Origin of the sequence: Mesorhizobium sp. M0408 (genome assembly GCF_040321495.1) — a bacterium.
GTDB lineage: Bacteria > Pseudomonadota > Alphaproteobacteria > Rhizobiales > Rhizobiaceae > Mesorhizobium.
This window is the reverse complement of record NZ_JAMYRO010000003.1, coordinates 56,159-77,675: the sequence shown is the minus strand read 5'-3', so window position 1 is coordinate 77,675 and position 21,517 is coordinate 56,159. Positions and strand designations below refer to the sequence as shown.

27 protein-coding genes are annotated in these 21,517 nt (G+C 63.3%); 9 read left to right on the top strand and 18 right to left on the bottom strand.

Annotation, left to right across the window (positions count from 1 at the left end):
• Positions 1 to 123 precede the first annotated feature (123 nt).
• From NKI67_RS04405 to NKI67_RS04395, 3 genes are read right to left on the bottom strand one after another with little or no spacing between them, the layout of a single operon-like run.
• Positions 124 to 585, bottom strand: coding sequence for a cupin domain-containing protein (locus NKI67_RS04405; RefSeq protein ID WP_352589896.1), 462 nt, complete (start codon positions 583 to 585; stop codon positions 124 to 126).
• An 11-nt stretch (positions 586 to 596) separates the two neighbouring features.
• A complete protein-coding gene (locus NKI67_RS04400; protein WP_352589894.1) occupies positions 597 to 905 on the bottom strand; it encodes a DUF1244 domain-containing protein in 309 nt (102 codons plus the stop codon).
• Positions 906 to 931: 26 nt separating this feature from the next.
• Positions 932 to 1,729, bottom strand: a complete 798-nt coding sequence (locus NKI67_RS04395) for an N-formylglutamate amidohydrolase (RefSeq protein ID WP_352572000.1) — start codon at positions 1,727 to 1,729, stop codon at positions 932 to 934.
• 286 nt (positions 1,730 to 2,015) lie between these two features.
• Here NKI67_RS04395 and NKI67_RS04390 point away from each other — a divergent pair, with 286 nt between their 5' ends.
• Together NKI67_RS04390 and pyk are read left to right on the top strand one after the other, a co-directional pair.
• On the top strand, positions 2,016 to 2,462 hold the full coding sequence (locus NKI67_RS04390; RefSeq protein ID WP_352489443.1) for a DUF1036 domain-containing protein: 447 nt from the start codon (positions 2,016 to 2,018) through the stop codon (positions 2,460 to 2,462).
• On the top strand, positions 2,459 to 3,889 hold the full coding sequence (gene pyk, locus NKI67_RS04385; RefSeq protein WP_352454861.1) for a pyruvate kinase: 1,431 nt from the start codon (positions 2,459 to 2,461) through the stop codon (positions 3,887 to 3,889). The genes NKI67_RS04390 and pyk overlap by 4 nt, the downstream gene beginning before the upstream one ends.
• Positions 3,890 to 4,123: 234 nt before the next feature.
• Here pyk and NKI67_RS04380 read toward each other — a convergent pair whose 3' ends face one another.
• Both NKI67_RS04380 and ykgO read right to left on the bottom strand, forming a co-directional pair.
• The gene (locus NKI67_RS04380) at positions 4,124 to 4,723 is read right to left on the bottom strand and encodes a tetratricopeptide repeat protein (RefSeq protein ID WP_352571998.1); all 600 of its coding nucleotides are present in this window, start codon (positions 4,721 to 4,723) and stop codon (positions 4,124 to 4,126) included.
• A gap of 94 nt (positions 4,724 to 4,817) precedes the next feature.
• Positions 4,818 to 4,943 (bottom strand): type B 50S ribosomal protein L36, encoded by a 126-nt coding sequence (gene ykgO, locus NKI67_RS04375; protein ID WP_006203764.1) that lies wholly within the window; start codon positions 4,941 to 4,943, stop codon positions 4,818 to 4,820.
• A 235-nt stretch (positions 4,944 to 5,178) separates the two neighbouring features.
• On the opposite strand from ykgO, the gene NKI67_RS04370 reads away from it, so the two are divergent.
• Entirely contained in the window at positions 5,179 to 5,601 is a 423-nt protein-coding gene (locus tag NKI67_RS04370; protein ID WP_352571997.1) for a lysozyme inhibitor LprI family protein, read from the top strand.
• Positions 5,602 to 5,692: 91 nt separating this feature from the next.
• On the opposite strand, the gene NKI67_RS04365 is transcribed toward NKI67_RS04370, so the two are convergent.
• From NKI67_RS04365 to NKI67_RS04310, 12 genes are all read right to left on the bottom strand, one after another.
• Positions 5,693 to 6,769, bottom strand: coding sequence for a 5-(carboxyamino)imidazole ribonucleotide synthase (locus NKI67_RS04365; RefSeq protein ID WP_352571996.1), 1,077 nt, complete (start codon positions 6,767 to 6,769; stop codon positions 5,693 to 5,695).
• On the bottom strand, positions 6,766 to 7,263 hold the full coding sequence (purE, locus tag NKI67_RS04360) for a 5-(carboxyamino)imidazole ribonucleotide mutase (protein ID WP_023678468.1): 498 nt from the start codon (positions 7,261 to 7,263) through the stop codon (positions 6,766 to 6,768). Before purE ends, NKI67_RS04365 begins: the two co-directional genes overlap by 4 nt.
• A 124-nt stretch (positions 7,264 to 7,387) precedes the next feature.
• On the bottom strand, positions 7,388 to 8,221 hold the full coding sequence (locus tag NKI67_RS04355) for an anti-sigma factor family protein (RefSeq protein WP_352571995.1): 834 nt from the start codon (positions 8,219 to 8,221) through the stop codon (positions 7,388 to 7,390).
• Positions 8,218 to 8,778, bottom strand: a complete 561-nt coding sequence (locus NKI67_RS04350) for a sigma-70 family RNA polymerase sigma factor (protein WP_352817726.1) — start codon at positions 8,776 to 8,778, stop codon at positions 8,218 to 8,220. The genes NKI67_RS04355 and NKI67_RS04350 overlap by 4 nt, the downstream gene beginning before the upstream one ends.
• Positions 8,779 to 8,803: 25 nt before the next feature.
• Positions 8,804 to 9,151, bottom strand: a complete 348-nt coding sequence (locus NKI67_RS04345) for a cupredoxin domain-containing protein (RefSeq protein WP_352571994.1) — start codon at positions 9,149 to 9,151, stop codon at positions 8,804 to 8,806.
• A gap of 11 nt (positions 9,152 to 9,162) precedes the next feature.
• Positions 9,163 to 10,110, bottom strand: coding sequence for a metallophosphoesterase family protein (locus tag NKI67_RS04340; RefSeq protein ID WP_023678472.1), 948 nt, complete (start codon positions 10,108 to 10,110; stop codon positions 9,163 to 9,165).
• Between the two features lie 165 nt (positions 10,111 to 10,275).
• A complete protein-coding gene (locus tag NKI67_RS04335; protein WP_352571993.1) occupies positions 10,276 to 11,481 on the bottom strand; it encodes an aminotransferase class V-fold PLP-dependent enzyme in 1,206 nt (401 codons plus the stop codon).
• 23 nt (positions 11,482 to 11,504) lie between these two features.
• Complete coding sequence (locus NKI67_RS04330) at positions 11,505 to 11,966, bottom strand: RidA family protein (protein WP_023678474.1); 462 nt, start codon at positions 11,964 to 11,966, stop codon at positions 11,505 to 11,507.
• A 34-nt stretch (positions 11,967 to 12,000) separates the two neighbouring features.
• A complete protein-coding gene (locus NKI67_RS04325; RefSeq protein WP_352644529.1) occupies positions 12,001 to 12,795 on the bottom strand; it encodes an amino acid ABC transporter ATP-binding protein in 795 nt (264 codons plus the stop codon).
• Positions 12,796 to 12,799: 4 nt separating this feature from the next.
• The gene (locus tag NKI67_RS04320) at positions 12,800 to 13,450 is read right to left on the bottom strand and encodes an amino acid ABC transporter permease (protein WP_023678476.1); all 651 of its coding nucleotides are present in this window, start codon (positions 13,448 to 13,450) and stop codon (positions 12,800 to 12,802) included.
• A gap of 1 nt (position 13,451) precedes the next feature.
• Complete coding sequence (locus NKI67_RS04315) at positions 13,452 to 14,117, bottom strand: amino acid ABC transporter permease (protein WP_023678477.1); 666 nt, start codon at positions 14,115 to 14,117, stop codon at positions 13,452 to 13,454.
• 66 nt (positions 14,118 to 14,183) lie between these two features.
• Positions 14,184 to 15,065, bottom strand: a complete 882-nt coding sequence (locus NKI67_RS04310) for a transporter substrate-binding protein (protein ID WP_031212143.1) — start codon at positions 15,063 to 15,065, stop codon at positions 14,184 to 14,186.
• Positions 15,066 to 15,193: 128 nt separating this feature from the next.
• On the opposite strand from NKI67_RS04310, the gene NKI67_RS04305 reads away from it, so the two are divergent.
• Complete coding sequence (locus tag NKI67_RS04305) at positions 15,194 to 15,997, top strand: IclR family transcriptional regulator (RefSeq protein WP_352589863.1); 804 nt, start codon at positions 15,194 to 15,196, stop codon at positions 15,995 to 15,997.
• Between the two features lie 34 nt (positions 15,998 to 16,031).
• Here NKI67_RS04305 and NKI67_RS04300 read toward each other — a convergent pair whose 3' ends face one another.
• The gene (locus NKI67_RS04300) at positions 16,032 to 16,235 is read right to left on the bottom strand and encodes a YdcH family protein (protein WP_023678480.1); all 204 of its coding nucleotides are present in this window, start codon (positions 16,233 to 16,235) and stop codon (positions 16,032 to 16,034) included.
• Positions 16,236 to 16,474: 239 nt separating this feature from the next.
• Between NKI67_RS04300 and NKI67_RS04295 the strand changes: the two genes are divergently transcribed.
• The 5 genes from NKI67_RS04295 to NKI67_RS04275 all read left to right on the top strand — a co-directional run bounded on the left by NKI67_RS04295 (position 16,475) and on the right by NKI67_RS04275 (position 21,490).
• A complete protein-coding gene (locus NKI67_RS04295; protein WP_023678481.1) occupies positions 16,475 to 16,654 on the top strand; it encodes a YdcH family protein in 180 nt (59 codons plus the stop codon).
• A gap of 200 nt (positions 16,655 to 16,854) precedes the next feature.
• The gene (ispG, locus tag NKI67_RS04290) at positions 16,855 to 18,108 is read left to right on the top strand and encodes a flavodoxin-dependent (E)-4-hydroxy-3-methylbut-2-enyl-diphosphate synthase (protein ID WP_352589860.1); all 1,254 of its coding nucleotides are present in this window, start codon (positions 16,855 to 16,857) and stop codon (positions 18,106 to 18,108) included.
• A 4-nt stretch (positions 18,109 to 18,112) separates the two neighbouring features.
• Positions 18,113 to 18,967, top strand: a complete 855-nt coding sequence (locus NKI67_RS04285) for a lytic transglycosylase domain-containing protein (RefSeq protein WP_023678483.1) — start codon at positions 18,113 to 18,115, stop codon at positions 18,965 to 18,967.
• 160 nt (positions 18,968 to 19,127) lie between these two features.
• Positions 19,128 to 20,324 (top strand): phosphoglycerate kinase, encoded by a 1,197-nt coding sequence (locus tag NKI67_RS04280; protein ID WP_352644527.1) that lies wholly within the window; start codon positions 19,128 to 19,130, stop codon positions 20,322 to 20,324.
• Positions 20,325 to 20,464: 140 nt separating this feature from the next.
• The gene (locus NKI67_RS04275) at positions 20,465 to 21,490 is read left to right on the top strand and encodes a class I fructose-bisphosphate aldolase (protein WP_352644525.1); all 1,026 of its coding nucleotides are present in this window, start codon (positions 20,465 to 20,467) and stop codon (positions 21,488 to 21,490) included.
• The last annotated feature ends 27 nt before the right edge of the window (positions 21,491 to 21,517 follow it).

The window sequence follows — 21,517 nt, the reverse complement described above, 5'->3', positions numbered from 1 at the left end:
GGCGTTGCGCGGCAAATTAGATCGATTCAATTCACAGTCAAGCGCTCTTCGCCGAAAGTGCTTGGACCAGACGCTACGTCCTCTCGCGTCGGCCAACCACCTCGGCGGTCCACTCCGAAATCCCTACGACTCGGGATAAGGCGCGCCATCCTTGTGCACAAACCGGCCGTCAGCGTTGGTGCTCATCATGTCGATGTCGGAGCAGGTGGCGACGTCGTCGGGCCAGCGCGAACCGACTTCGAGATAGATCGCCATCGCGCCCGATTTATTGATCATGTGATGGCCGTTGCCTGATCCTTTCGGAAAGGCCGCGCAATCACCGGCGCGCAGCACCGTCTCGCCGGCATCTTCGACGAGCGTCAGCTCGCCTTCAAGCACGTAGACGAATTCGTCTTCGTGCGAATGCCAGTGGCGCTGGCTCGACCAGTTGCCCGGCGGCAGGCGCATGAGATTGATGCCGAAGTCGGTGAGCCCGCCTGCGTTGCCTAGCCGCTGCCGCACGCGTTCGGCACAGGGTGCATCGAACGGCGGTGGATAGGATGAGCCCTTGCGTCCGGGCACGTCGGCAACGTCGATCTTAGGCACGGCGTCCTCCCCTAGTGATCCCTAGGGCGTCTTGCCTCGAACTCGGCCTTCTTGGCGTCGGAGGCTTCGACCTGGTTCAGTGCCTGCCACTCGGCATAGGGCATGCCGTAGATGATTTCGCGCGACCGGTCCTTGCTGAGTTCGACACCTTCGGCTTGCGCCGCGTCGCGGTACCAGTTGGACAGGCAGTTGCGGCAGAAGCCGGCGAGGTTCATCAGGTCGATGTTCTGTACGTCGGAACGCTCGCGCAGATGCGCGACCAGCCGGCGGAAGGCAGCGGCTTCGAAATCGCGCTTTTGTTCTTCGCTGAGTTCGGTCATGTCATGTTGGCCTCCCTTGGGCCTCATCATACCGGCCCGGTGCGCGAGCCGAATATTTTCACCGCATGTATATCGGCACGTCGATCTATCGCGTCAACGATCGGCGCCAGCCGTTCGGCCCAGGCGAGGGCACCCTTGCGGTCGGCGATCAGGTCCTGGCGGACCTCGAGCAGCGCATGGGCAAAGCCGTTGACGATGGCATGCCTGAACATGGTATCGCCGCGCAGTGCGCCGTCATAGGGTTCGTTGTCGCCGACGATGAGGCTCTTGTCCTCGGCGAGCATGTCGATCAGCGGCCGCGCAACGCGGTCGTCCAGGTCCCACAATATGCCGGCGTGCCACGGCCGCACGAATCCCTGCATGGTCGGTGTGAAGGAATGCACCGAAAAGATGAAGGGTGCCCGCGCGGATGCTCGCGCCACAGAGGCGATCATGGCGCCGACGGCATCATGATAGGGGCGGTAAAAGCGGTCCAGCCGCCTTTCGCGCTCCTCCGGGGCCATGGGATAATTTCCCGGGATGACGGTGCCGTCATAGAGCTGGCGAATCAGCGTTGGATCGTCTTCGCCGCGATTGGGGTCGATCAGCAGTCGCGAAAAATTGGCAAGCACCGCCGGAACGCCGAGCAGACTTGCGAGTTCGCGGGTTACAGTCTCGACGCCGATGTCGTAGGCGATGTGGCGGTCGAACTCCGCCGCCGGCAGGCCGAGACTGCCATACTCCTCCGGCAGGTCGCGGCGGGCGTGATCGGCCAGAAGCACCATGCCGCGCTTGCGATCGCCTTCGACGATATCGAAAGGCGCGAAAACTGTGGATCGGGTCATTGGCGGGAAAGGTCTGTTCGCTGGCTTTCGGGGAGGGTGGTATCGTCATTCCACGAAGAGAACGCTTGCGCAATGCCGTTGTTTGGCCACGGTTTCTGCCAAAAAACTGAGCAGGGGCGACCGCAAGCGCGCCAGAGCCTTCTAAATCGATTGGAATTGGACAGATCGGCGCGTTGACATGCGTACGGACTTTTCCGAAAAGGGGCGTTGAGAGATGCAAATGTGGTTCTTGAGGGGTTTCAGGATGGGTTTCGCCGGCAGGCTGCGTGTGCGCCACGCCTTGGCCATGCCGCTCCTGGTACCGGCCATGGCTCTTTTCGCGGTGATTTCGGCCTCGCCGGCACGGGCCGATTTCCGGGTCTGCAACGCCACGCAGAACCTGGTCGGTGTCGGCATCGGCTATCGCGCCAAAGCCGGCTGGATCACCGAAGGCTGGTGGCACATCGAAGGATCGAGCTGCAAGACGCTGATCGAGGGACCGTTGTCATCAAGGTTTTACTATCTTTATGCAGAAGACGCCGAGCGCGGCGGACGCTGGGATGGCCCGATCAACATGTGCGTGGCCGAAAAAGAGTTCAAGATCGCCGGCGTTACCGATTGCGTCGCCCGGGGCTTTCAGCGCGCCGGATTCCAGGAATATGACACGGGCGAGCAGGCAAGCTGGATGGTCCAGCTGACTGACGAGCCCGCAACGGATGGCGCTCCAGCCGCCCCGGGAACAAACAGTCAATGAGACGCAGCCGCAAGGTCAAGATCCTCGCCACCATCGGTCCGGCCTCCTCGTCCGAGGAGATGCTGAAGAAGCTGTTCGAAGCCGGCGCCGACGTGTTCCGCATCAATATGAGCCACACCGACCATGAATTGATGCGTACGCTTGTCGGCCGCATTCGTGCCGTCGAGGAGGCGGTCGGCCGGCCGATCGGCGTTCTCGCCGACCTGCAAGGGCCAAAGCTGCGCGTCGGCAAGTTCGCCAACGGCAAAGAGGTGCTGACCGTCGGTCAGACCTTCACGCTTGACGACAATCCCGAGCCCGGCAATTCGACGAGGGTCTACCTGCCGCATCCCGAAATCCTGCGTTCGGTCGAGGCTGGTCATCGCCTGCTGATCGACGACGGCAAGCTCGAGCTCAAGGCGGTCAGCAGCAACGGCAAGGCGATCGTCTGCACCGTCGTCGCCGGCACCACCATTTCCGACAAGAAGGGCGTCAGCCTGCCCGACACCGACCTGCCGGTCGGCGCGCTGACGGAAAAGGACCGCCGGGATCTCGACGCGGTTCTGGCGACCGGCGTCGACTGGGTGGCGCTGTCCTTCGTGCAGCGGCCCGAGGACCTGGCCGAAGCGCGCAAGATCGCACGCGGCCGGGCGCTGATCATGGCCAAGATCGAAAAGCCGCAGGCCGTCGCCCGGCTGGCCGAGATCATCGAGCTTTCGGATGCGCTGATGGTCGCCCGCGGCGATCTCGGCGTCGAGATGCCTCTCGAAGCCGTGCCTGGCATTCAGAAGCAGATCACCCGCGCCGCGCGCCGTGCCGGCAAGCCGGTGGTGGTCGCCACGCAGATGCTGGAATCGATGATCACCGCGCCGGTGCCGACGCGGGCCGAGGTGTCGGACGTGTCGATCGCCGTGTTTGAAGGCGCCGACGCGATCATGCTTTCGGCGGAGTCCGCCGCCGGCGCCTATCCGGTCGAGGCGGTGGCGATGATGAACCGGATCGCCACCAAGGTCGAAACCGACCCGACCTATGCCGGAATTATCAACGCGCAGCGCTCGGAACCGGAAGCGACCGGAGCCGACGCGATCTCGCTCGCCGCCCGCGAAATAGCCGAGACGCTGAAGCTGTCGGCGATCATCACCTATACCGCGTCCGGCACGACCGGCTTGCGCGCCGCGCGCGAGCGGCCGCAAGTGCCGATCGTGGCGCTGTCGCCGATCCTCAACACGGCGCGGCGGCTGTCGCTGTTGTGGGGCACGCATTGCGTCGTTTCCCCCGACGCCAGCGACCTCGACGACATGGTCGACCGCGCCTGCCGCATCGCCTTCGATGAAGGTTTCGGCAAGCCGGGCGACCGCGTCATCATCACGGCCGGCGTGCCGCTGAGGACGCCGGGCTCGACCAACATGTTGCGCATCGCCTATGTCGGATCGGAAGTCGGCCGCTAATGTCGGCCGCGGCTGCCGGACAGGCCGGCTGCATGGCGCGTCGTAAACACGGCGCCAGCCGGGCGCATCGACGGCAGTCGGGTTAGGATAGACGCCGAACTCCGCCAGCTTGCATCAGCCTGTGACCGGTTCAGGAGTAGGGGAGTAGGGCGCATGTGTTCCACAGTGCAATCTGCACCTCTCACATACTACCTTGCTACCTTGCTCCCCTATTCCCCTACTCCCTTACTGGTCTCAAATGCCTTCGCCGGCAAGCTCCTCGGAAAGTGCGGCGACCTGGTCCTGGGCGCTGCGCATCATCGGATAGATGCCGAGCACGCGCTGCCAGGCCTCGAGTGCCGACTGCTTGTGGCCGGTTTCGGCCATGATCTGAGCCAGGCCGGAAAGCGCGCCGAAATGGCGTGGTTCGAGCTGCAGGGTGCGGTCGATGTCCGCCATCGACTTCCCGTAGTTCTTCATCATGAAATGAACAGTGGCGCGGCGGTTCCAGCCTTCCGCATAGGTCGGCTGCAAAGTCACCACCTGATCGAGGAAATCGAGTGCAACATCGAATTTCTGGTTTTCGATCGCCTTCTGCGACCATTGCATCATCAGGTCGATAGAGGCGCTGCCCGACTGGGACCACTCGCTGCCGATCCGTCCGGCGATGCGCTCGGCCGCCCTTTCATTGCGTTCGCGCTTGAGATCGGCAAACAGCTGATCGAGCCGCGCCTGTTTCGTCTTGACGACCGGAGGTGCTGTCGGCGGTGTTGTGGTCGGATCTTCAGCCCACGCCGGCAGCGAGACAGCGCCGGAAACGAGGAAAGCCGTGAAAAATGCAAAAAGAATCCGCATCGCGGGAATCTAGCCCCCGACGCCGGATCGTCAAACTGAATTTAGCGTGAGAGTCGTATCATGCGGACGGAGGCGCGCAGCCTCCGTCGAAAACTCAACCCTGGCGCGCCTTGTAGCGCGGCGCGGTCTTGTTGATGATGTAGATGCGGCCCTTGCGACGAACCAGCTGGTTGTCGCGGTGACGCGCCTTCAACGCCTTGAGCGAATTCTTGATCTTCATGGTCTTGCCCGTCGGTCTGGGCCCGGTCACGGGCCGAATTATTAAGGCGCGCCCACAGACGCGCCTTTGAACTGTGCGTGGCTCATAGACGAGGAGCGTTGCCCGTGTCAACCGCAAGCGCGTTGCCTAAACGATACGGACCGTTTCGTATCATCAAATATCCGCCACTGGCGTCTTGCGGCGTTGCGCAGGCTTGAGACGGCTGGAATGATGCGGTTGCGAATTGGAGATCGTCATGCGCCGAATTCTTGTGTCCGCCTGTCTTGTCGTCCTCGCGGCAGGTTCTGTTGCCTATGCGCAGGAATGCGACCGCAACGACGACAGCCAGCAGATGATGAACATCTGCGCCGACGCGGACTACAAATCCGCCGACGCCAAGCTCAACAAGGCCTACCAGGATCTCATCGGCGGAAGTGACGCAAAAGCCAGGAAGCTGTTGCAGACGGCGCAGCGCGCCTGGATCGCTTTTCGCGACGCGGAATGCAGCTATTCCGCCGCGGACAGCGAAGGCGGCTCGATCTATCCGATGCTGATATCGGAATGCCTGACGCGGCTGACCGACGATCGCACCAAGCAGCTCACCGTCGATTCGACCTGCGCGGAAGGCGATGTGAGCTGCGCCAGCCCCGACGAGGACGAGAGCGGCGAAATCCAGTAAGCGTAGGTTCTAACTTGTGTTTGAGCATGATCTTTTCCGAAAACCGGATTCCACTTTTCGCTAGCGCGGACCTTCGGTTCGGGATCATGCTCTAGCTGCGGCGGCTCACGCGCGTAAAATGGCCCATCTTGCGGCCGGGCCGCGCCTCGGCCTTGCCATAGAGGTGCAGCATCAGATCGGGCTCGGCGAGCAGCTCAGGAACGCGCCTGACATCGTCGCCGATAAGGTTTTCCATGACGCAGTCGAACCGCCGGGCGGGATTTCCCAGCGGCAGGCCGGCGACGGCGCGGATGTGCTGCTCGAATTGCGAGACGGTGCAGGCGGCCTCCGTCCAGTGGCCGGAATTGTGGACGCGCGGCGCTATCTCGTTGGCCAACAGCGAACCGTCGGCAAGGACAAAGAATTCGACGCCGATGACGCCGACATAGTCGAGCGCTGCAAGGATCTCTGCCGCCGCCGTTTGAGCCGCAGCCGCCGTCTCGGATTTTACTCCGGCCGGCAGCGTCGAGCTGTGAAGAATACCGTTGCGATGGACATTCCACGCTGGATCGTAGGCGGCGAGCGAGCCGTCGCTGCCGCGCGCGGCGATCACCGAAATCTCGCGCTCGAAGGTGACGAAGGATTCCAGGATCAACGGCACGTTGCCCATCGCCTCGCAAGTGCCGGCAAAGCCGCCTGTTTCTATGTTGCGGAAGACACGCTGGCCCTTGCCGTCATAGCCCATGCGGCGCGTCTTCAATATGCCGCTGCCGTTGAACTGTTTCAGCGCAGCCGTCAGTTCCTCGTCATTGTCGACGGGGCTGAAATCCGCGGTCGGTATGCCGATGCCGTTGAGGAATTTCTTTTCCGCTAGCCGGTCCTGCGCCACTTCCAGTGCGCGTGCCGGCGGATAGACCGGCACCGTAGAGGCAAGTGCCGCGGCGGCCGCGACCGGTACGTTCTCGAATTCATACGTAACGACGGCACTGGCCGCAGCCAGCTCGCTAAGCGCGGCCGCGTCGTCATAGGCGGCGACGATCTGCCGGTTGGCGACCTGTGCCGCCGGGCAATCCGGCTGCGGTTCCAGCACGACGATGCGGTAGCCGAGGCGGGCCGCGGCCATCGCCAGCATGCGGCCAAGCTGGCCGCCGCCGATGATGCCGATGCTCGATCCCGCCGGCAGGCTCACGGCGCATCCGTGGGCTCGGCGGCCACCTTGGCGGTCTGCGCGGCGCGCCAGCTATCCAGCCGGGCGGCGAGCTTTTCGTCGCTCAGCGCCAGCACCGCGGCGGCCAGAAGGGCAGCGTTGGCAGCGCCGGCCTTGCCGATGGCCAAAGTGCCGACCGGAATGCCGGCCGGCATCTGCACGATTGATAGCAGCGAGTCCTGGCCCGACAGCGTCTTTGATTCCACCGGCACGCCGAACACCGGCAGCGGCGTCATCGCCGCCGTCATGCCGGGCAGATGCGCCGCACCGCCGGCACCGGCGATGATCACCTTGTAGCCGGCCGCCTTGGCGCCCTTGGCGAAGTCATAGAGCCGGTCGGGCGTGCGGTGGGCCGAGACGATCAGGCGCTTGTGCGGAATTCCAAGCGCCTCAAGCGTTTCGGCGGCGTGGCGCATCGTCGCCCAGTCGGACTGGCTGCCCATGATGATGGCGACGTCGGCGCGGTGATCGTCCAAGCTTCTGCTCTCCGGCGGCAAAAGCGCGCATTAGCTGAAATCGAGGGGAGCCGCAAGGATGGCCGGAAACGGCAAAGCCGCTTGTGCCGTCTCCGTGGCTACGCACATGGACAGGGGCGGTCTGTCATCGGGCGGCCGCTGCTCGGAAGCGGTTGACGAAGTCGTCAAGTTCAGGCCGTTCGGTATCGGAAATCGCCCAGTAGGAAAAGGCGCTGTCGCTCCAGTGGACCAGCGAGAAGCCACCAGCAGAAAGATCGACCGGTCCGGCTGTCGAGCCGGTTTCCTCGGGCGCGGCGACGAGAGTGATCAGGTGCTCGCGGTGCCTGTAGACCAGTGCCGGCACTGGCTGGTCGGCGATCACCTCGACCCGACCGCCGAGCAACGCGAAGCCGTCACTGGCAAGATCAGGTGCCGGCGGCGACAGGCCGACCCTGCGATCCAGCCAGGGTTTGACCGTGTGCCGGTCCGACGAGACGACGTCCACGGGGCTGGCTGCCAGCAGGCTGCGGCGATGGCCGCTGGCGACCGCGGCGGCAAAGCTGTCGGGCGCCCTGCTCAGCATCATCCATTGCGTCGCGCCGCTGGCCAGCACGGCGGTAACGATGATCGACGCCGCCAGCGCGCGCCAGTCGAACGCGCCAAATCGGTGCACCGCTCTGTGTGCCGGCGGCACTCGAGCGGCGGGCGCCGGCGCCGGCAGCACTTTCTCCGTACCGGCTGTCCCGATTGCAGCGATGCGAGCCTTGAAATCCTCACGGACATCGAGCCTCGGCAGCCCGCTGACGACCGTCTGCAGCGCAGCGATGCGGGCATGCTCGGCGGCGAGCGCCGGATCGGCCGCGATGCGTCGCTCGACAGCCAATGCTGCTGCTGCGTCGAGCTCGCCATCGACCAAGGCATGGATCATCAGCTCCACGCCCGCCGGGTCATCGGGCAGTCCATCGTTGTGCGCGATCATGGCGCCCTCCCAAGTTGGGATATCAGCAGACCGCGCGCCCTCGCCAGCCGCGACATCACCGTGCCTAGCGGCACGCCAAGCAGCGTCGCGATCTCGCGATAGCTGAGGCCGTTGATGTCGCGCAGCACCACAGTCTCGCGAAATTGGTGCGGCAGCGCGGCGATCGCCGCCTCGAGTGCGGCCGTGTCGGCCTTGGCGATCAGGCTTGCCTCAGGACTATCCGTATCCGGCAGGCCGGCGCCATATGCAGCCGTCATGTCATCGAGGTCGCTCAGGTCGCCGACGGCGACGATACTGCGCGGCCGGTTGCGCGCCAGCCAGGAGTAAGAGGCGTTGCGCACGATCGCCAGCAGCCAGGCGCGCGCATTGCCGCCGGCATAGCCGGCGATGCCCGCATGCGCCTTCAAACAGGCCTCCTGCACCACATCCTCCGCGTCGGCGGCGTTGCCGGTCAGCCAGCGGGCAAGCGCAAGCGCATCCGCGAGATGGGGCAGAACCACCTCGCGAAAGCGCTCGGTCGCGGCCTCTTGGTTCAACACCGTCGCATCGCCCGGCATCCCGGGCAGAACCGTCCGAAAATCCTCACGGAGCGACGGTGATCCTGCCCTGCATGTGCGGGTGAAGCCCGCAGAAATAGGCATAGTCGCCCACTTTGGTGAAGGTGAAGGCATATGTGTCACCGGTGTCAAGCGCCTTGGAGCGAAACGAGACATCGTTGGCGACCACCAGATGCGGGATGTCGTCGTCATTCTCGAAGGTCACGGTAGTGCCCTGCTTTACCGTCAGCACCGCCGGTGTGAAGGCAAAGTTCTCGATCTTGACCATTGGCTGGTCAGCTGCGTTCAGTGGCATGGCAACCATTATCAGGATCGCCGCCAAACCGAACGTGACAGAGGATACGACCAAGACGCGGGATGGGAAGCGGATCATCGCATTTCCCCTCAGGCCAGCGTGCTGTCGATGATGGCGAGGTCCTGCCCGCCTTGCTTGACTGTCACGCTGCTTGTGCCGAGCAGGCTGCGCAACTGGCCGGCAGGTACCGTCATCGGCCCGGGTGAGGCTGCGGTGCCCGGCGCCGGTTGCGGGAAAGCGGTCGAGCGCGCGGTATGAAAGGTAACGTTGCCTTCGACCTTCTGCATGATCTGGTGGATATGGCCGTTGAGTACGGTGACAGAGCCGAAGCGCTTGAGCAGGGCCAAGGCCTGCGCCGCGTCGTCGGTGCCCCAGCCCCATTCGGGATAAACAGCCCATAGCGGAATGTGGGCAAAGACGACGATTGGCGTCGAGGCGGTGACCGCCTTCAGATCATCGGCCAACCATGCCAACTGGTCGGCGCCGAGATTGCCCAGCCCGCCAGCCTTCAGGTTGACGACGTTGACCAGCCCGATGAAATGGACGCCGTTCTGGTCGAACGAATACCAGCCAGCGCCCTTGGTGCCCTTGCCGTAGCGGTCGAGATAGGCCTGGCCATTGCCGTCATCGATCAGGTCGTGCTCACCGGGCACATAATGCACGTCGAAGCCTGCGCCGCCGATGATCTGGGCAGCGTTGTCGAACTGCGCGGCTTTCGACAAATGGGTGATGTCGCCGGTGTGGATCATGAAAGCGGGCTTTTGCGGCAACGCCTGGATCTTGCCGATGGCCTCCTTCAGCGTGTCGATGGCGTGCGGGTTGGCAGCCTTGTCGAAGCCGATGTGGCTGTCGGAGATCTGGAGGAAAGTGAAGCCGGTGGCCAAGGCCTCGGCGGCTTGCGACGCACCGAGCAGGCTGAGCGAAACCGGCACGCCGGCCGAAATTGTCCACAGCACTCCCGTGCCGGCCCAGATCATGCATTCCAGTGCATGACGGCGGCTGATGCCGTCAGCTTCATTGTCGTGGTGGTGGGTCATACCGGTCTCCTGCACGCCGGAAATGGCGTCTGTTTGGGAGACCAATGGGCGGGGTGGTTTATTCCGCCCGAAGACTAAAAGTTCATTCACACTGCCGTGATGGCGCACTGGCCCGATGCGAAGCCGGCGCTGGAAGGCACTGGCTCGACCACGCTCTGGCGATGTCTAGTCCGGCCAGCGCAGCGCTCCGGCGGACTGCTTGCGAGCGGGTTTCATCGCATCCGCGGGCCGATCGGCAGCACTCAACACCGCCCGCAGGCGTTCGGCAACGATCTCCGCCTCGCCGGGATGGAGATTGCACGGATCAAGGAAGAAGTGACCGCGCTCGACCTCGTGGTTGCGCACGAGCACGGGCGGCGAACCCGCCGCAAGCGCCGAGGCGAGGCCGGCGGCGGTGAAGCGGCTTTCCGGCGCAACAAACACCTGCAGGCGGTCGAGAGGATTTCCGGTCGGATCTGGAATGACACGTGCCTCGATGCCAGGCAGGCCCTGCAATGCGGTTTGCCACAGATGCAGTGCGGCTTCTTCCCGCTGGCGAATGCCGGCATGGTCGCGCCGCTCCCAGGCTTCCAGGGCCGCCATAGTGCCGGCAATGCTCTCCTTGCCGACTTTCATGGCGCGCGCAACGCCCCGGTTCTGGAGATAGGCGGCCCGTACCAGATCCTTGCGGCCGGCAACGATGCCGCTTGTCGGCCCTGAGAGAAATTTGTGCCCGCTGTAGACAACAATGTCGGCGCCGCGCGCCAGAAAGCCACGCAAATCGTATTCCGAGGCGGCGTCGACGATCACCGGCACGCCCTTGGCGTGGCAAATCTCGCAGAACTCCTCAAGCGAGAGCATGCCGTATTGCACGGTGTGGTGCGCAACGACGTAGAGGGCTGCCGCCGTCCGGTCCCGGATCGCCTCGGCAACATGATAATCCTGGGTGACGCTGACCGTGCCGGCAGGCACTGCCTTGGCTCCGGCAAGCCGGATCGACTGGTCGATCGGCGCGCCATAATTGACGATGTGACCAAGCTGAACGATGACCTCCGATTTGAGGCCCTCGGTGTCGTCCGGCAGCCGCTCGATCGCAAGAAGGCTGGTCCCGGTCATCGCGCCGGCAATCGCCATTGTTATGCCGCTGGCGCAGCATGCGGTGATGAAGCCGGCCTCGCCGCCGGTAAGGCGTGCAATCACCCTACTTGCGGCGCGCTGCAGATCGTCCATCTCGACCCATTGCGAGGCCATTTCCGACATTGCGGCAATCGCTTCTGGCACGATGATCGAAGCACCGAGTGCCGTCATCGTGCCGGAGACATTGATGATTGGGCGAAGGCCAAGCCGTTCGCGGATTGTCGTGTTGGAACGGTCAGCGGCATAGGTCGTCATCTCTGTAGATCCTGTTTAAGATTTCAGGCGGCGATCTCGACGACCGCCTCGATTTCAACTGTGATGTTGCCCGGCAGCGAGCCGACACCGATCGCGGAACGGGCATGTCCGCCAAGCGTATCAAAGACGGCCGCGAAAAGATCGGAACAGCCGTTCACCACCTTGGGGTGCTCGCTGAATGTCGGCGTCGCATTGACAAAGCCAAGCAGCTTGACGACGCGCACGATGCGGCCGAGGTCGCCGGCCGCCGCATGCATGACGGCGAGCAGGTTCAGGCCGGTCAGACGCGCATGCCCGTAGGCCTCTTCAACGCTGACATCCTCTCCGACCTTGCCGGTGCAGAGCGCGCCATCGGCGCGCAACGGCCCCTGGCCGGAGAGGAAGATCAGCCGTCCGCTCTCGGCATAGGTGACGAAGTTGGCGATGGGCTTCGGCGGCTCGGGCAGTGTCAGGCCCAATTCCGCGAGCCGGATGTAAGGCGTCATAAAAGCTCCTTGCGACAGCTTTCGCCGTCCGATGTCAAAAATGCGAGGCGCGAAACCGCGCCAGGAAACTGCGAAGGCGTTCATTGTCGAACCCCGCCGCCAGAATCTCGGCGGGTGGTCCGACGGCACTGACGCCGCCATCCGCCATGAAAACGATGCGGCTCGATGCGTCGCGCGCAAAAGCCATTTCATGCGTGACCATCAGCATCGTCATGCCGTCTTCGGCGAGGCTGCGCACGACCTCGAGCACCTCGCCAACCAGTTCGGGGTCGAGCGCCGAGGTTATCTCGTCGAGAAGCAATATCTTCGGCTCCATCGCCACGGCGCGGGCGATGCCGACGCGCTGCTGCTGGCCGCCGGAAAGCTCGGCCGGCAGACTGTCGGCTTTGTGGGCGAGGCCTACGCGGCCGAGCCAGTGCTCGGCAATGGTGCGGGCCTCGGCATTGCTCTTGCCGCGCACCTTGCGCAGGCCAAGCATGATGTTGCCGGTCGCAGTCAAATGCGGAAACAGATTGAAGCTCTGGAACACCATTCCGGTCTCGGCTCGCATCGCCGCCAGGTCGCGCTCGCTGCGTCGCTGGCGTGTTCCCGTCTCGCGATAGCCGACTTCTTTGCCGTCGATACGGATCGAGCCGCTGTCGTAGCTCTCCAGGAAATTGACGCAGCGCAGTAGCGTGGTCTTGCCGCTGCCGGAGGGGCCGATGATAGTCACGACCTCGCCGCGTGTCACTTGCAGGCTGACGGAGCGCAGGACCTCGACGGATCCAAAGGCTTTGGAAACCTCGGTGACATCGAGAAGTGCCGGATTCTGGTGCGAGGCGTTGGACATCGTGCTATTCCCGGATGAAGGAGAAACGCCGCTCCAGGCGCCGGCTGGCCAAGGAGAGGGCGTAGTTGACGGCGAAGTAGACGAGCGCACCGAGAATGTAGAGTGGCATCGCCTCATAGGTGCGGCCGATGACCTGGTTGATTGCCTGCATGAGGTCGGTGATGCCGAGCAGCGAGACCAGCGCGCTGCCCTTCACCGCGTCGGTGACGCCATTGATCCAGGGTGGCAGGAAGCGCCTGAACGCCTGCGGAAAAATGACGTAGACCAGCCGCTGGCGAAAGGTCAGTCCGATCGCCATCGCCGCCTCGGACTGACCCTTGGGAATCGAGCCGACGGCGCCCCTGAGATACTCGACGACTTGTGCGGTCTTGAAGAGGGTGAGGGCGAACACGGCCGCCCAAAAGGATTCCAGATGCAGCCCCACCGCGGGCAGGCCGTAATAGACGAAGAAGATTAGCACCAGGATCGGAATGCCGCGTATGGTGTCGCTGAAGATGCGCACTGCCCAGCGCAGCGGAAAAGGACCATAGACAAGGCCGACGCCCATCAGCACGCCGGCGATGAGCGATAACACCACGACCAGCAGCGACACCCACAAGGTTACGGCAAAGCCTTCGGCGAGGAACGGCAAGGCGTAGATGATCTGGCTCAGCATGTCAGCGCGCCGCCTTGAACCGGCGCTCGACGAGCCGCAGCGCGAAAAGCAGCGTGTAGCCGGTCAACAGGTACATTGCCGTCACCACCAGATAGACTTCGACAATGCGGAACGTGTTGAAGTTGATCCACTGGGCGCCATAGGTGAGTTCGGGTACCGAGATGACCGACGCCACGGACGTATCCTTGAAGAGCGATATGAATGTGTTGGAAAGCGCCGGCAGGGTTATGCGCAGCATCGTCGGCAGGCGCACATCGAGCAGCCTTTGCCATGGCGTCAGGCCGATTGCCTTGCCGGCGTCGAGCTGACCGCGCGGCACCGCCTCGAGCCCCGAGCGAAACACCTCGACCAGGTAGGCGCCGCTGTAGAGCGACAGCGTGGCAATGAATGAGGTTTGCGCGCTGTAGGCAATGTCGACCACCGTCGGCAAGCCGTAGAAGACCAGATAGACGAGCAGGATCAGCGGCACGTTGCGGATGAACTCGACATACCCCGCGATGATGGTCCGCACCGCACGTCCGGCCGACACGTACCAGACCGCCAGAACGAGCCCGATGACGATGCCGATCGCGATCGAGATGACGGCAAGTTCGAGGCTTAGCAGCAGTCCGCCCCAGAGCTTGTCGAAATGCCGCCAGATAAGGTTGAAGTTGAGAGTATAACCCATGCGTCCTCGTCATGGAGGGCTGTGATGAGAGAAGGCGGAAGGACGTTGTCCTTCCGCCTGCTTGCATCAAATGACCGGGAAACCGGGATGGCGCGCCGGCGGCTCCTGTCCGAAATAATCCTTGAACGCAGCGTCGTAGAGTGCCGTTTCATGGCCGAACATGGCGATGGTGAAGGTCTGGTTGACGAAGGTCAGCCAGTCGAGGTCGCCCTGCCGCAGCGCGGCACCATAAAGCATCGAGAACCAGCTCTTGCCGGCATCGAAGTACTTATCCGGATTGCGCGAGGCGAGCCAGCGCACCGTTGACAGATCGACCGCGGCGGCGTCGACGCGCTTCGATTCCAAGGCCTGCAGCACGTTGGCCTGCGTGTCTATCTGCATCACCTGCGACTCCGGCAGGACGATATGCACGTTAGCCTCGGCATCGACATTTTGCAGGATGGAAATCCGCGTCGCCGAACCGCCGGCAAGCAGCTTGTCGAAGGTCTTGTTTTCGGCGTTCGGAAGGGTCAGCAAGGCGATGCCTTCGACGTAGTAGGGTCGGGAGAAGTGGATCAGCTGCGAGCGCTGGGCGGTCATGGTCATGAACTGGATGGTGATGTCGACCTTGTTGGTGGTCACGTTTGGAATGCGCTGAGCCGGATCCTGCATGACGAATTCCACTTTGGTCGGATCGTCGAAAAGCCCCTTGGCGAGAATGCGACCCATGGTGATGTCCATGCCCACCAGTTCGCCGGCGTCGTTCTCGAAATGCCAGGGCGCATTGGTACTGCCGGTGCCGACGATTACCTTGCCGCGCTCGAGGACGGTGCGCAGCAGGCTGTCCGGCGCTGCCTGGGCCGCCGCTTTCTGAACGTCGACCGCGGTAGCGGCGCTCATCACTCCGGCCGTTGCAAGCCCGGCCATTCCCAGTTTCAGAAATTCACGCCTTTTGGATGTGTCGTTCACGGCGACCTCCTTTCGTGTTGTGTTCCCCTTTGGATCAGCAGTACAGGCATCGGTTGCAACTGACGTCATTGTCCCTTACAAGAGACGCCTGTACTCTGTACAAGACAGATTAACATCAGGAATCGATAATGCAAGATGGCAATGCCTTGGCCGCTCGACCGGACGCCGGTCTGGACGAAGACAAGAACTCGGGTTCTCGGGAGAAGGGCCTCAACCGGGTCCTCCAGATTCTGGAGTTTCTCCACACGACCCAGCGTGCGATCGGCATTGGCGACCTTGCCAGAGGGGTGAATGCACCGCGGTCGACGACCTATACGCTGGTGCGCTCGCTGGTCGACGCAGGCCTGCTGGAAATGGCCGGGGACGGCAATCGGGTCTATTTCGGAAAGAAGCTCTACCTCTACGGAATGGACTATGTGCGGGGCAACGACCTGCTCAGGCGAGGGCGCCAGGAAGTCGACCATCTGTCACGCGAGACCGGCGAGACCTCGGAGTTGTGCATGCTGCAAAGCGGCCGCTACACCATCGTCCATTCAAGCCCGGGAACGAGGCCATTCCGGATCAGCTCGGCGACCGGTCTGCAAATACCGCTCCCCTGGACAGCTTCCGGGCGACTGCTCCTCGCCGGCTTCGACAGGGCAGCGATTGAGGATATGGTCTCCGAGGACGATCTCGTGCTGCCGGACGGCCGCAGATTGCAGCTCGACGATTTCATAGACGACATCGCCGTCGCCAAGTCGGCCGGCTACTGCGTCACCTCCGGCCTTGTCGATGCCTACACGAAATGTCTGGCCGCGCCGGTCTTTTCAGCGCCGGGCAGGGTCGAGGCGACGATGTGCCTGGTGGTTCCCATCGATACCTCGACCGAAAAGACCGATGACCTGATAGAGCTGTTGCTCGAGCGCGCCGCGCGGCTTTCGATCGCGGCATAGGCCGCCTTTCCAGCAGGCCAGCGCCGGCGTCCGTTCAAGCGATAATGTCTGGAATGATCTTGTCTTCCAGCGCCATCAGCCTGTCCTTAAGGAAGAGCTTCTTTTTCTTCATGCGCTGGATCTGCAGCGGGTCGCAATTCATGGCAATCATCGCATTGATTGCCGCGTCGAAATCGGCGTGTTCCTGCTTCAGCCGGGAATATTCGAGGCGGATATCTGCCTGTTCCTGATCGGACATTTTTACCGTCTGCACGTCTGCGGCGCCCAAACTATGGGCCTGATTGGGCGGGACCGGGTCTTCTTGCACCGGCGCGCAGCCCATATCACATTTCATATTGGCGTGGAATGCTACCACGCAGCATTCGACATCGGTGCGCGATGGTGGCACACTGTCATTATGCCGTCACAGAAGCGAGCCTGCGGTGGACGTGCCATGACGGCTGCAATCCGAGGAAATCATGAACGGGAGAACCAATCATGTCTCTTGCATCCCATCTTGATGAGCTGCAGCGGAAACACGGCGACATCGAACGGGAAATCGACGATGCGATGACCCATCCGTCGGTAGACGACCTCGAAATCGTGAATCTCAAGCGGCGCAAGCTGGCGCTCAAGGACGAGATTGAAAAACTGAAGGCGAAACCGACGACCCACTGAAGCCCTTCCAGGACTAGAAGCGCCGCCCGGCGCGCGATCTTTCCGGTGGCATCGCTATGCTGCCGGAAACGCTCGCGGATTTGCGGCAAGCTGCCGTCTTGTTGTTTCCGATTTGCTGGGCCTGCGCGCCAGTCGCCATTGACAAGCCATCTTTGCTCCTCCACCTCATGCCCGGACCTTCAAGATTAAAGGCAGCCGGCATGACCGGATATTTTTCCTCACCCTTCCCGCGCCGCAGGTCGGTCGGTGTCGACGTCGGCGGCGTGATGGTCGGCGGCGGCGCCCCAGTCGTCGTCCAGTCGATGACCAACACCGACACGGCCGATGTCGACCAGACGGTCGCGCAAGTGGCGGCCCTGCATCGCGCCGGCTCCGAGATCGTGCGCATAACGGTCGATCGCGACGAAAGCGCTGCCGCCGTACCGGCCATCCGCGAGCGACTGGAGCGGCTCGGCATCGACGTGCCGCTGGTCGGCGATTTCCATTATATCGGCCACAAGCTCCTGGCCGATCATCCGGCCTGCGCCGCGGCCTTGGCCAAGTACCGCATCAACCCCGGCAATGTCGGTTTCAAGGACAAGAAGGACCGGCAGTTCGCGGCAATCGTCGAGATGGCGATCCGATACGACAAGCCGGTGCGCATCGGCGTCAACTGGGGTTCGCTCGACCAGGAGCTGCTGACCCGGCTGATGGATGACAACCAGGCCCAAGGCTTTCCGCTGACCGCGCAGGAAGTGACGCGCGAGGCAATCGTGCAATCGGCGATCCTGTCGGCCGAAATGGCCGAAGAGATCGGCCTTGCGCGCGAGAAAATCATCCTGTCGGCCAAGGTCAGCGGCGTGCAGGATCTGATCGCCGTCTACACCGAGCTTGCCACCCGATCCGACCATGCGCTGCACCTCGGCCTGACGGAGGCCGGCATGGGCTCGAAAGGCATCGTCGCCTCGTCCGCTGCCATGGGCATCCTGCTCCAGCAAGGCATCGGCGACACCATCCGCATCTCGCTGACGCCGGAGCCGAACGGCGACCGCACGCGCGAGGTGCAGGTGTCGCAGGAGCTGTTGCAGACCATGGGCTTCAGGCAGTTCGTGCCGATCGTCGCCGCCTGCCCTGGTTGCGGCCGCACGACCTCGACCGTGTTCCAGGAGCTTGCCCAGAACATCCAGGCCGACCTGCGCAAGAACATGCCGGTGTGGCGTGAACAATATCCCGGCGTCGAGAACCTCAAGGTCGCGGTGATGGGTTGCATCGTCAACGGTCCGGGCGAATCCAAACATGCCGATATCGGCATTTCGCTGCCCGGCACCGGCGAGATGCCGACCGCCCCGGTATTCGTCGACGGCAAGAAGGCGGCGACGCTGCGCGGCCCATCGATTGCCGCGGATTTCGAGAAGATGGTCGCCGACTATATCGAACGGCGGTTCGGGCAGCACGACAAAGCCGCGGCGGAGTAGTTGAATGCGGCGTTTGCTCGGCGCGGCGCTGGTTCTCATTTGCGGGCTGATCTGGGCGACAGCCGTTCAGGCCGATCCACCACGGCCCGCCAAAAAGAAGCTGATCGACCAGGTTTGCAACCTGATCGAGGCCCATGCCGACCGGAACGGGCTGCCCAGGGATTTCTTTGCCCGGCTGATCTGGAAGGAAAGCCGTTTCGATCCCAATGCGGTCAGCCCGGTCGGCGCCGAAGGCATTGCCCAGTTCATGCCGGGCACCGCCAGGATGCGCGGGCTCGCCAATTCCTTCGACATCGAACAGGCGATCCCGGCCTCGGCAAAGTACCTCGCCGAAATGAAATCCGGTTTCGGCAATCTGGGCCTCGCCGCAGCCGCCTACAACGCTGGCGAGACCCGGGTGTCGCGCTGGCTGAATTCCGGCGGCTTCTTGCCGATGGAGACCGAAAGCTACGTTCTGGACGTCATGGGCGAGCCGGCCGACAACTTCACCAATACCGCCTACGCCGGCGTCATCCGGCCGCTCGACAAGAAGGCGAGTTTCGCTGCCGCTTGCCGCGAGCTGCCGGTGATCATGTCCAGAACCGTGCCGATGTCGTCGATCAACATCAAGCCGTGGGGGGTGCAGGTGGCCGGCAATTTCCGCCGCGCCGCGGCGCTCAACCAGTGGCTGAGAGTGAAAAGCCGGTTCCCGGCACTGCTTGCCGGCCACGATCCGGTGGTCAGCCGGGTACGTACCCCGATCGGTAGGCGCGGCATCTATGCCGTGCGGATCGGCGCCGATAGCAGAGCCAAGGCCGACACGATCTGCGACAAGCTGCAAAGCGTGGGCGGCGCATGCATCGTGGTGCGCAATCGGTAAGCCATATGTCGGTGCGTTTCGCGCCATTGCTGCCATCTTGCTCCCCGTGGGCACTTCGTCCTCGACACGTGAATCATATTTTCGGCGAACCGTTAGCCAGGTCTTGCATCGTCGTCGATGCGGGGTAAGGTCCCCGCGATTTTTCGCGAAAGGGATCAGCATGGCCGGCTTCAAGACACTGGACGACATCGGCAATATCAGCGGCAAGCGTCTGCTGGTGCGTGTCGACCTCAACGTTCCCGTCACCGAGGGCAAGGTCACCGACGCCACCCGCATCGAGCGCATTGCGCCGACCATCGCCGAGCTCTCCGGCAAGGGCGCCAAGGTCATCCTGCTTGCCCATTTCGGCCGGCCCAAGGATGGACCGGCGGCGGAATTCTCGCTCGAGCCGATCGCCAAGGCGACGGCGGACGTGCTCGGCCGTCCGGTTGGCTTTGCCTCCGACTGCATCGGTGACAAGGCGGCAAATGCCGTTGCTGCCATGAATAACGGCGACGTGCTGCTGCTCGAGAACACCCGCTTCTACAAAGCTGAGGAGAAGAACGACCCGACCTTCACCGAAAAGCTCGCCGCCAACGGCGACATCTTCGTCAACGACGCCTTCTCGGCTGCGCACCGCGCCCATTCGTCCACGGAAGGCCTGGCGAATGTGCTGCCGGCGTTCGCCGGGCGCACCATGCAGGCCGAGCTCGATGCGCTGGAAAAGGGTCTCGGCAATCCTGTCCGTCCGGTTGTCGCCATCGTCGGCGGGGCCAAGGTCTCGACCAAGATCGACCTGTTGATGAACCTGGTGAAGAAGGTCGATGCGCTGGTCATCGGCGGCGGCATGGCCAACACGTTTCTCGCGGCACGCGGCACCGACGTCGGGAAATCCTTGTGCGAGCATGATCTCGCGACCACCGCCAAGCAGATCATGATCGAGGCGGCCGAGGCCGGCTGCGCCATCATCCTGCCCGCCGACGGCGTTGTCGCCAGGGAGTTCAGGGCCGGCGCCGTCAGCGAGACCGTCGCCATAGCAGACGTGCCGGCCGACGGCATGATCCTCGACGTCGGCGCAAAGACCGTGAAAACCATTGCCGAATGGATCGACCGCGCCGCGACGCTGGTCTGGAACGGGCCGCTCGGCGCCTTCGAGATCGAGCCATTCGACCACGCAACGGTGGCGACGGCCAGGCACGCGGCAGCGCGCACCAGGGCCGGCAGACTGATCTCGGTCGCTGGCGGCGGCGACACGGTGGCGGCGCTCAACCATGCCGGCATCAGCGATGATTTCACCTATGTCTCGACGGCCGGCGGCGCTTTCCTCGAATGGATGGAAGGCAAGCCCTTGCCCGGCGTCGACGTATTGAAGCGCTGAGCGCGGCCGCAAGAGCAGCGCGAAGGAGTGCGCCCGCGACTTTCAATCGATTCGCGCTTGTTTGACGAAATGGTTCGACTTGAACCTGCGTTGCTCTGGTGGTCTGCTGGGCGCGGATCAATTCTTTCAGGAGAAGCACGATGAGCGAACGTCTCGAGGACATTGCCGCCGCGATGGTGGCCAATGGCAAGGGCCTGCTGGCTGCCGACGAGAGCTCCGGCACCATCAAGAAGCGCTTCGACGTCATCGGTGTCGAGTCGACCGCCGACAGTCGCCGCGACTATCGCGAGATGATGTTCCGCGCCAGCGATGCAATGACCAAGTACATTTCCGGCGTCATCCTCTACGACGAGACCATTCACCAGAAGGCCGCCGACGGCACACCGCTGGTCGACATCATCAAGGCATCAGGCGCTATCCCCGGCATCAAGGTCGACGCCGGCGCCAAGCCGCTGGCCGGCTTTCCCGGCGACACCATCACCGAGGGCCTCGACGGCCTGCGCGAACGCCTTGCCGACTATTACAAGCTCGGCGCCCGCTTTGCCAAATGGCGCGCGGTGATCGACATCGATGTTGCCAAGGGCGTGCCTTCCGCCACCTCGATCGGCTCGAACGCCCATGCGCTCGCCCGTTACGCCGCGCTTTGCCAGGAGGCCGGCATCGTGCCGATCGTCGAGCCGGAGGTGCTGATGGACGGCGCCCACGACATCGACACCTGCTACGAGATCAGCAAGGCGACGCTGACAAAGTTGTACACCGAGCTCTATGCGGCCCGCGTCGTGCTCGAAGGCACCATCCTGAAACCGAACATGGTCCTTGCCGGCAAGAAATCGGGCAAGGTCAGCAGCCCCGAGGAAGTCGCCGAAAAGACCATAAAACTGTTCCGCGAGACGGTGCCGGCGGCGATTGGAGGCATCGCCTTCCTTTCGGGCGGACAATCGGACGAGCAGGCGACCGCCAACCTCAATGCCATCAACGCCATCGGCCCGCATCCGTGGAAGCTGACCTTCTCCTACGGCCGCGCCTTGCAGGCCGCTCCGCAGAAGGCCTGGGGCGGCAAGGCAGCGAACGTCGCCGCCGCGCAGGCCGCCTTCGCCCATCGCGCCCACATGAACCATCTGGCAGCGCTTGGACAATGGCAGCCGACGCTTGAGCAAGCCGCCTGACGGAATTCAGGTTGCGTTCCCTCCGAC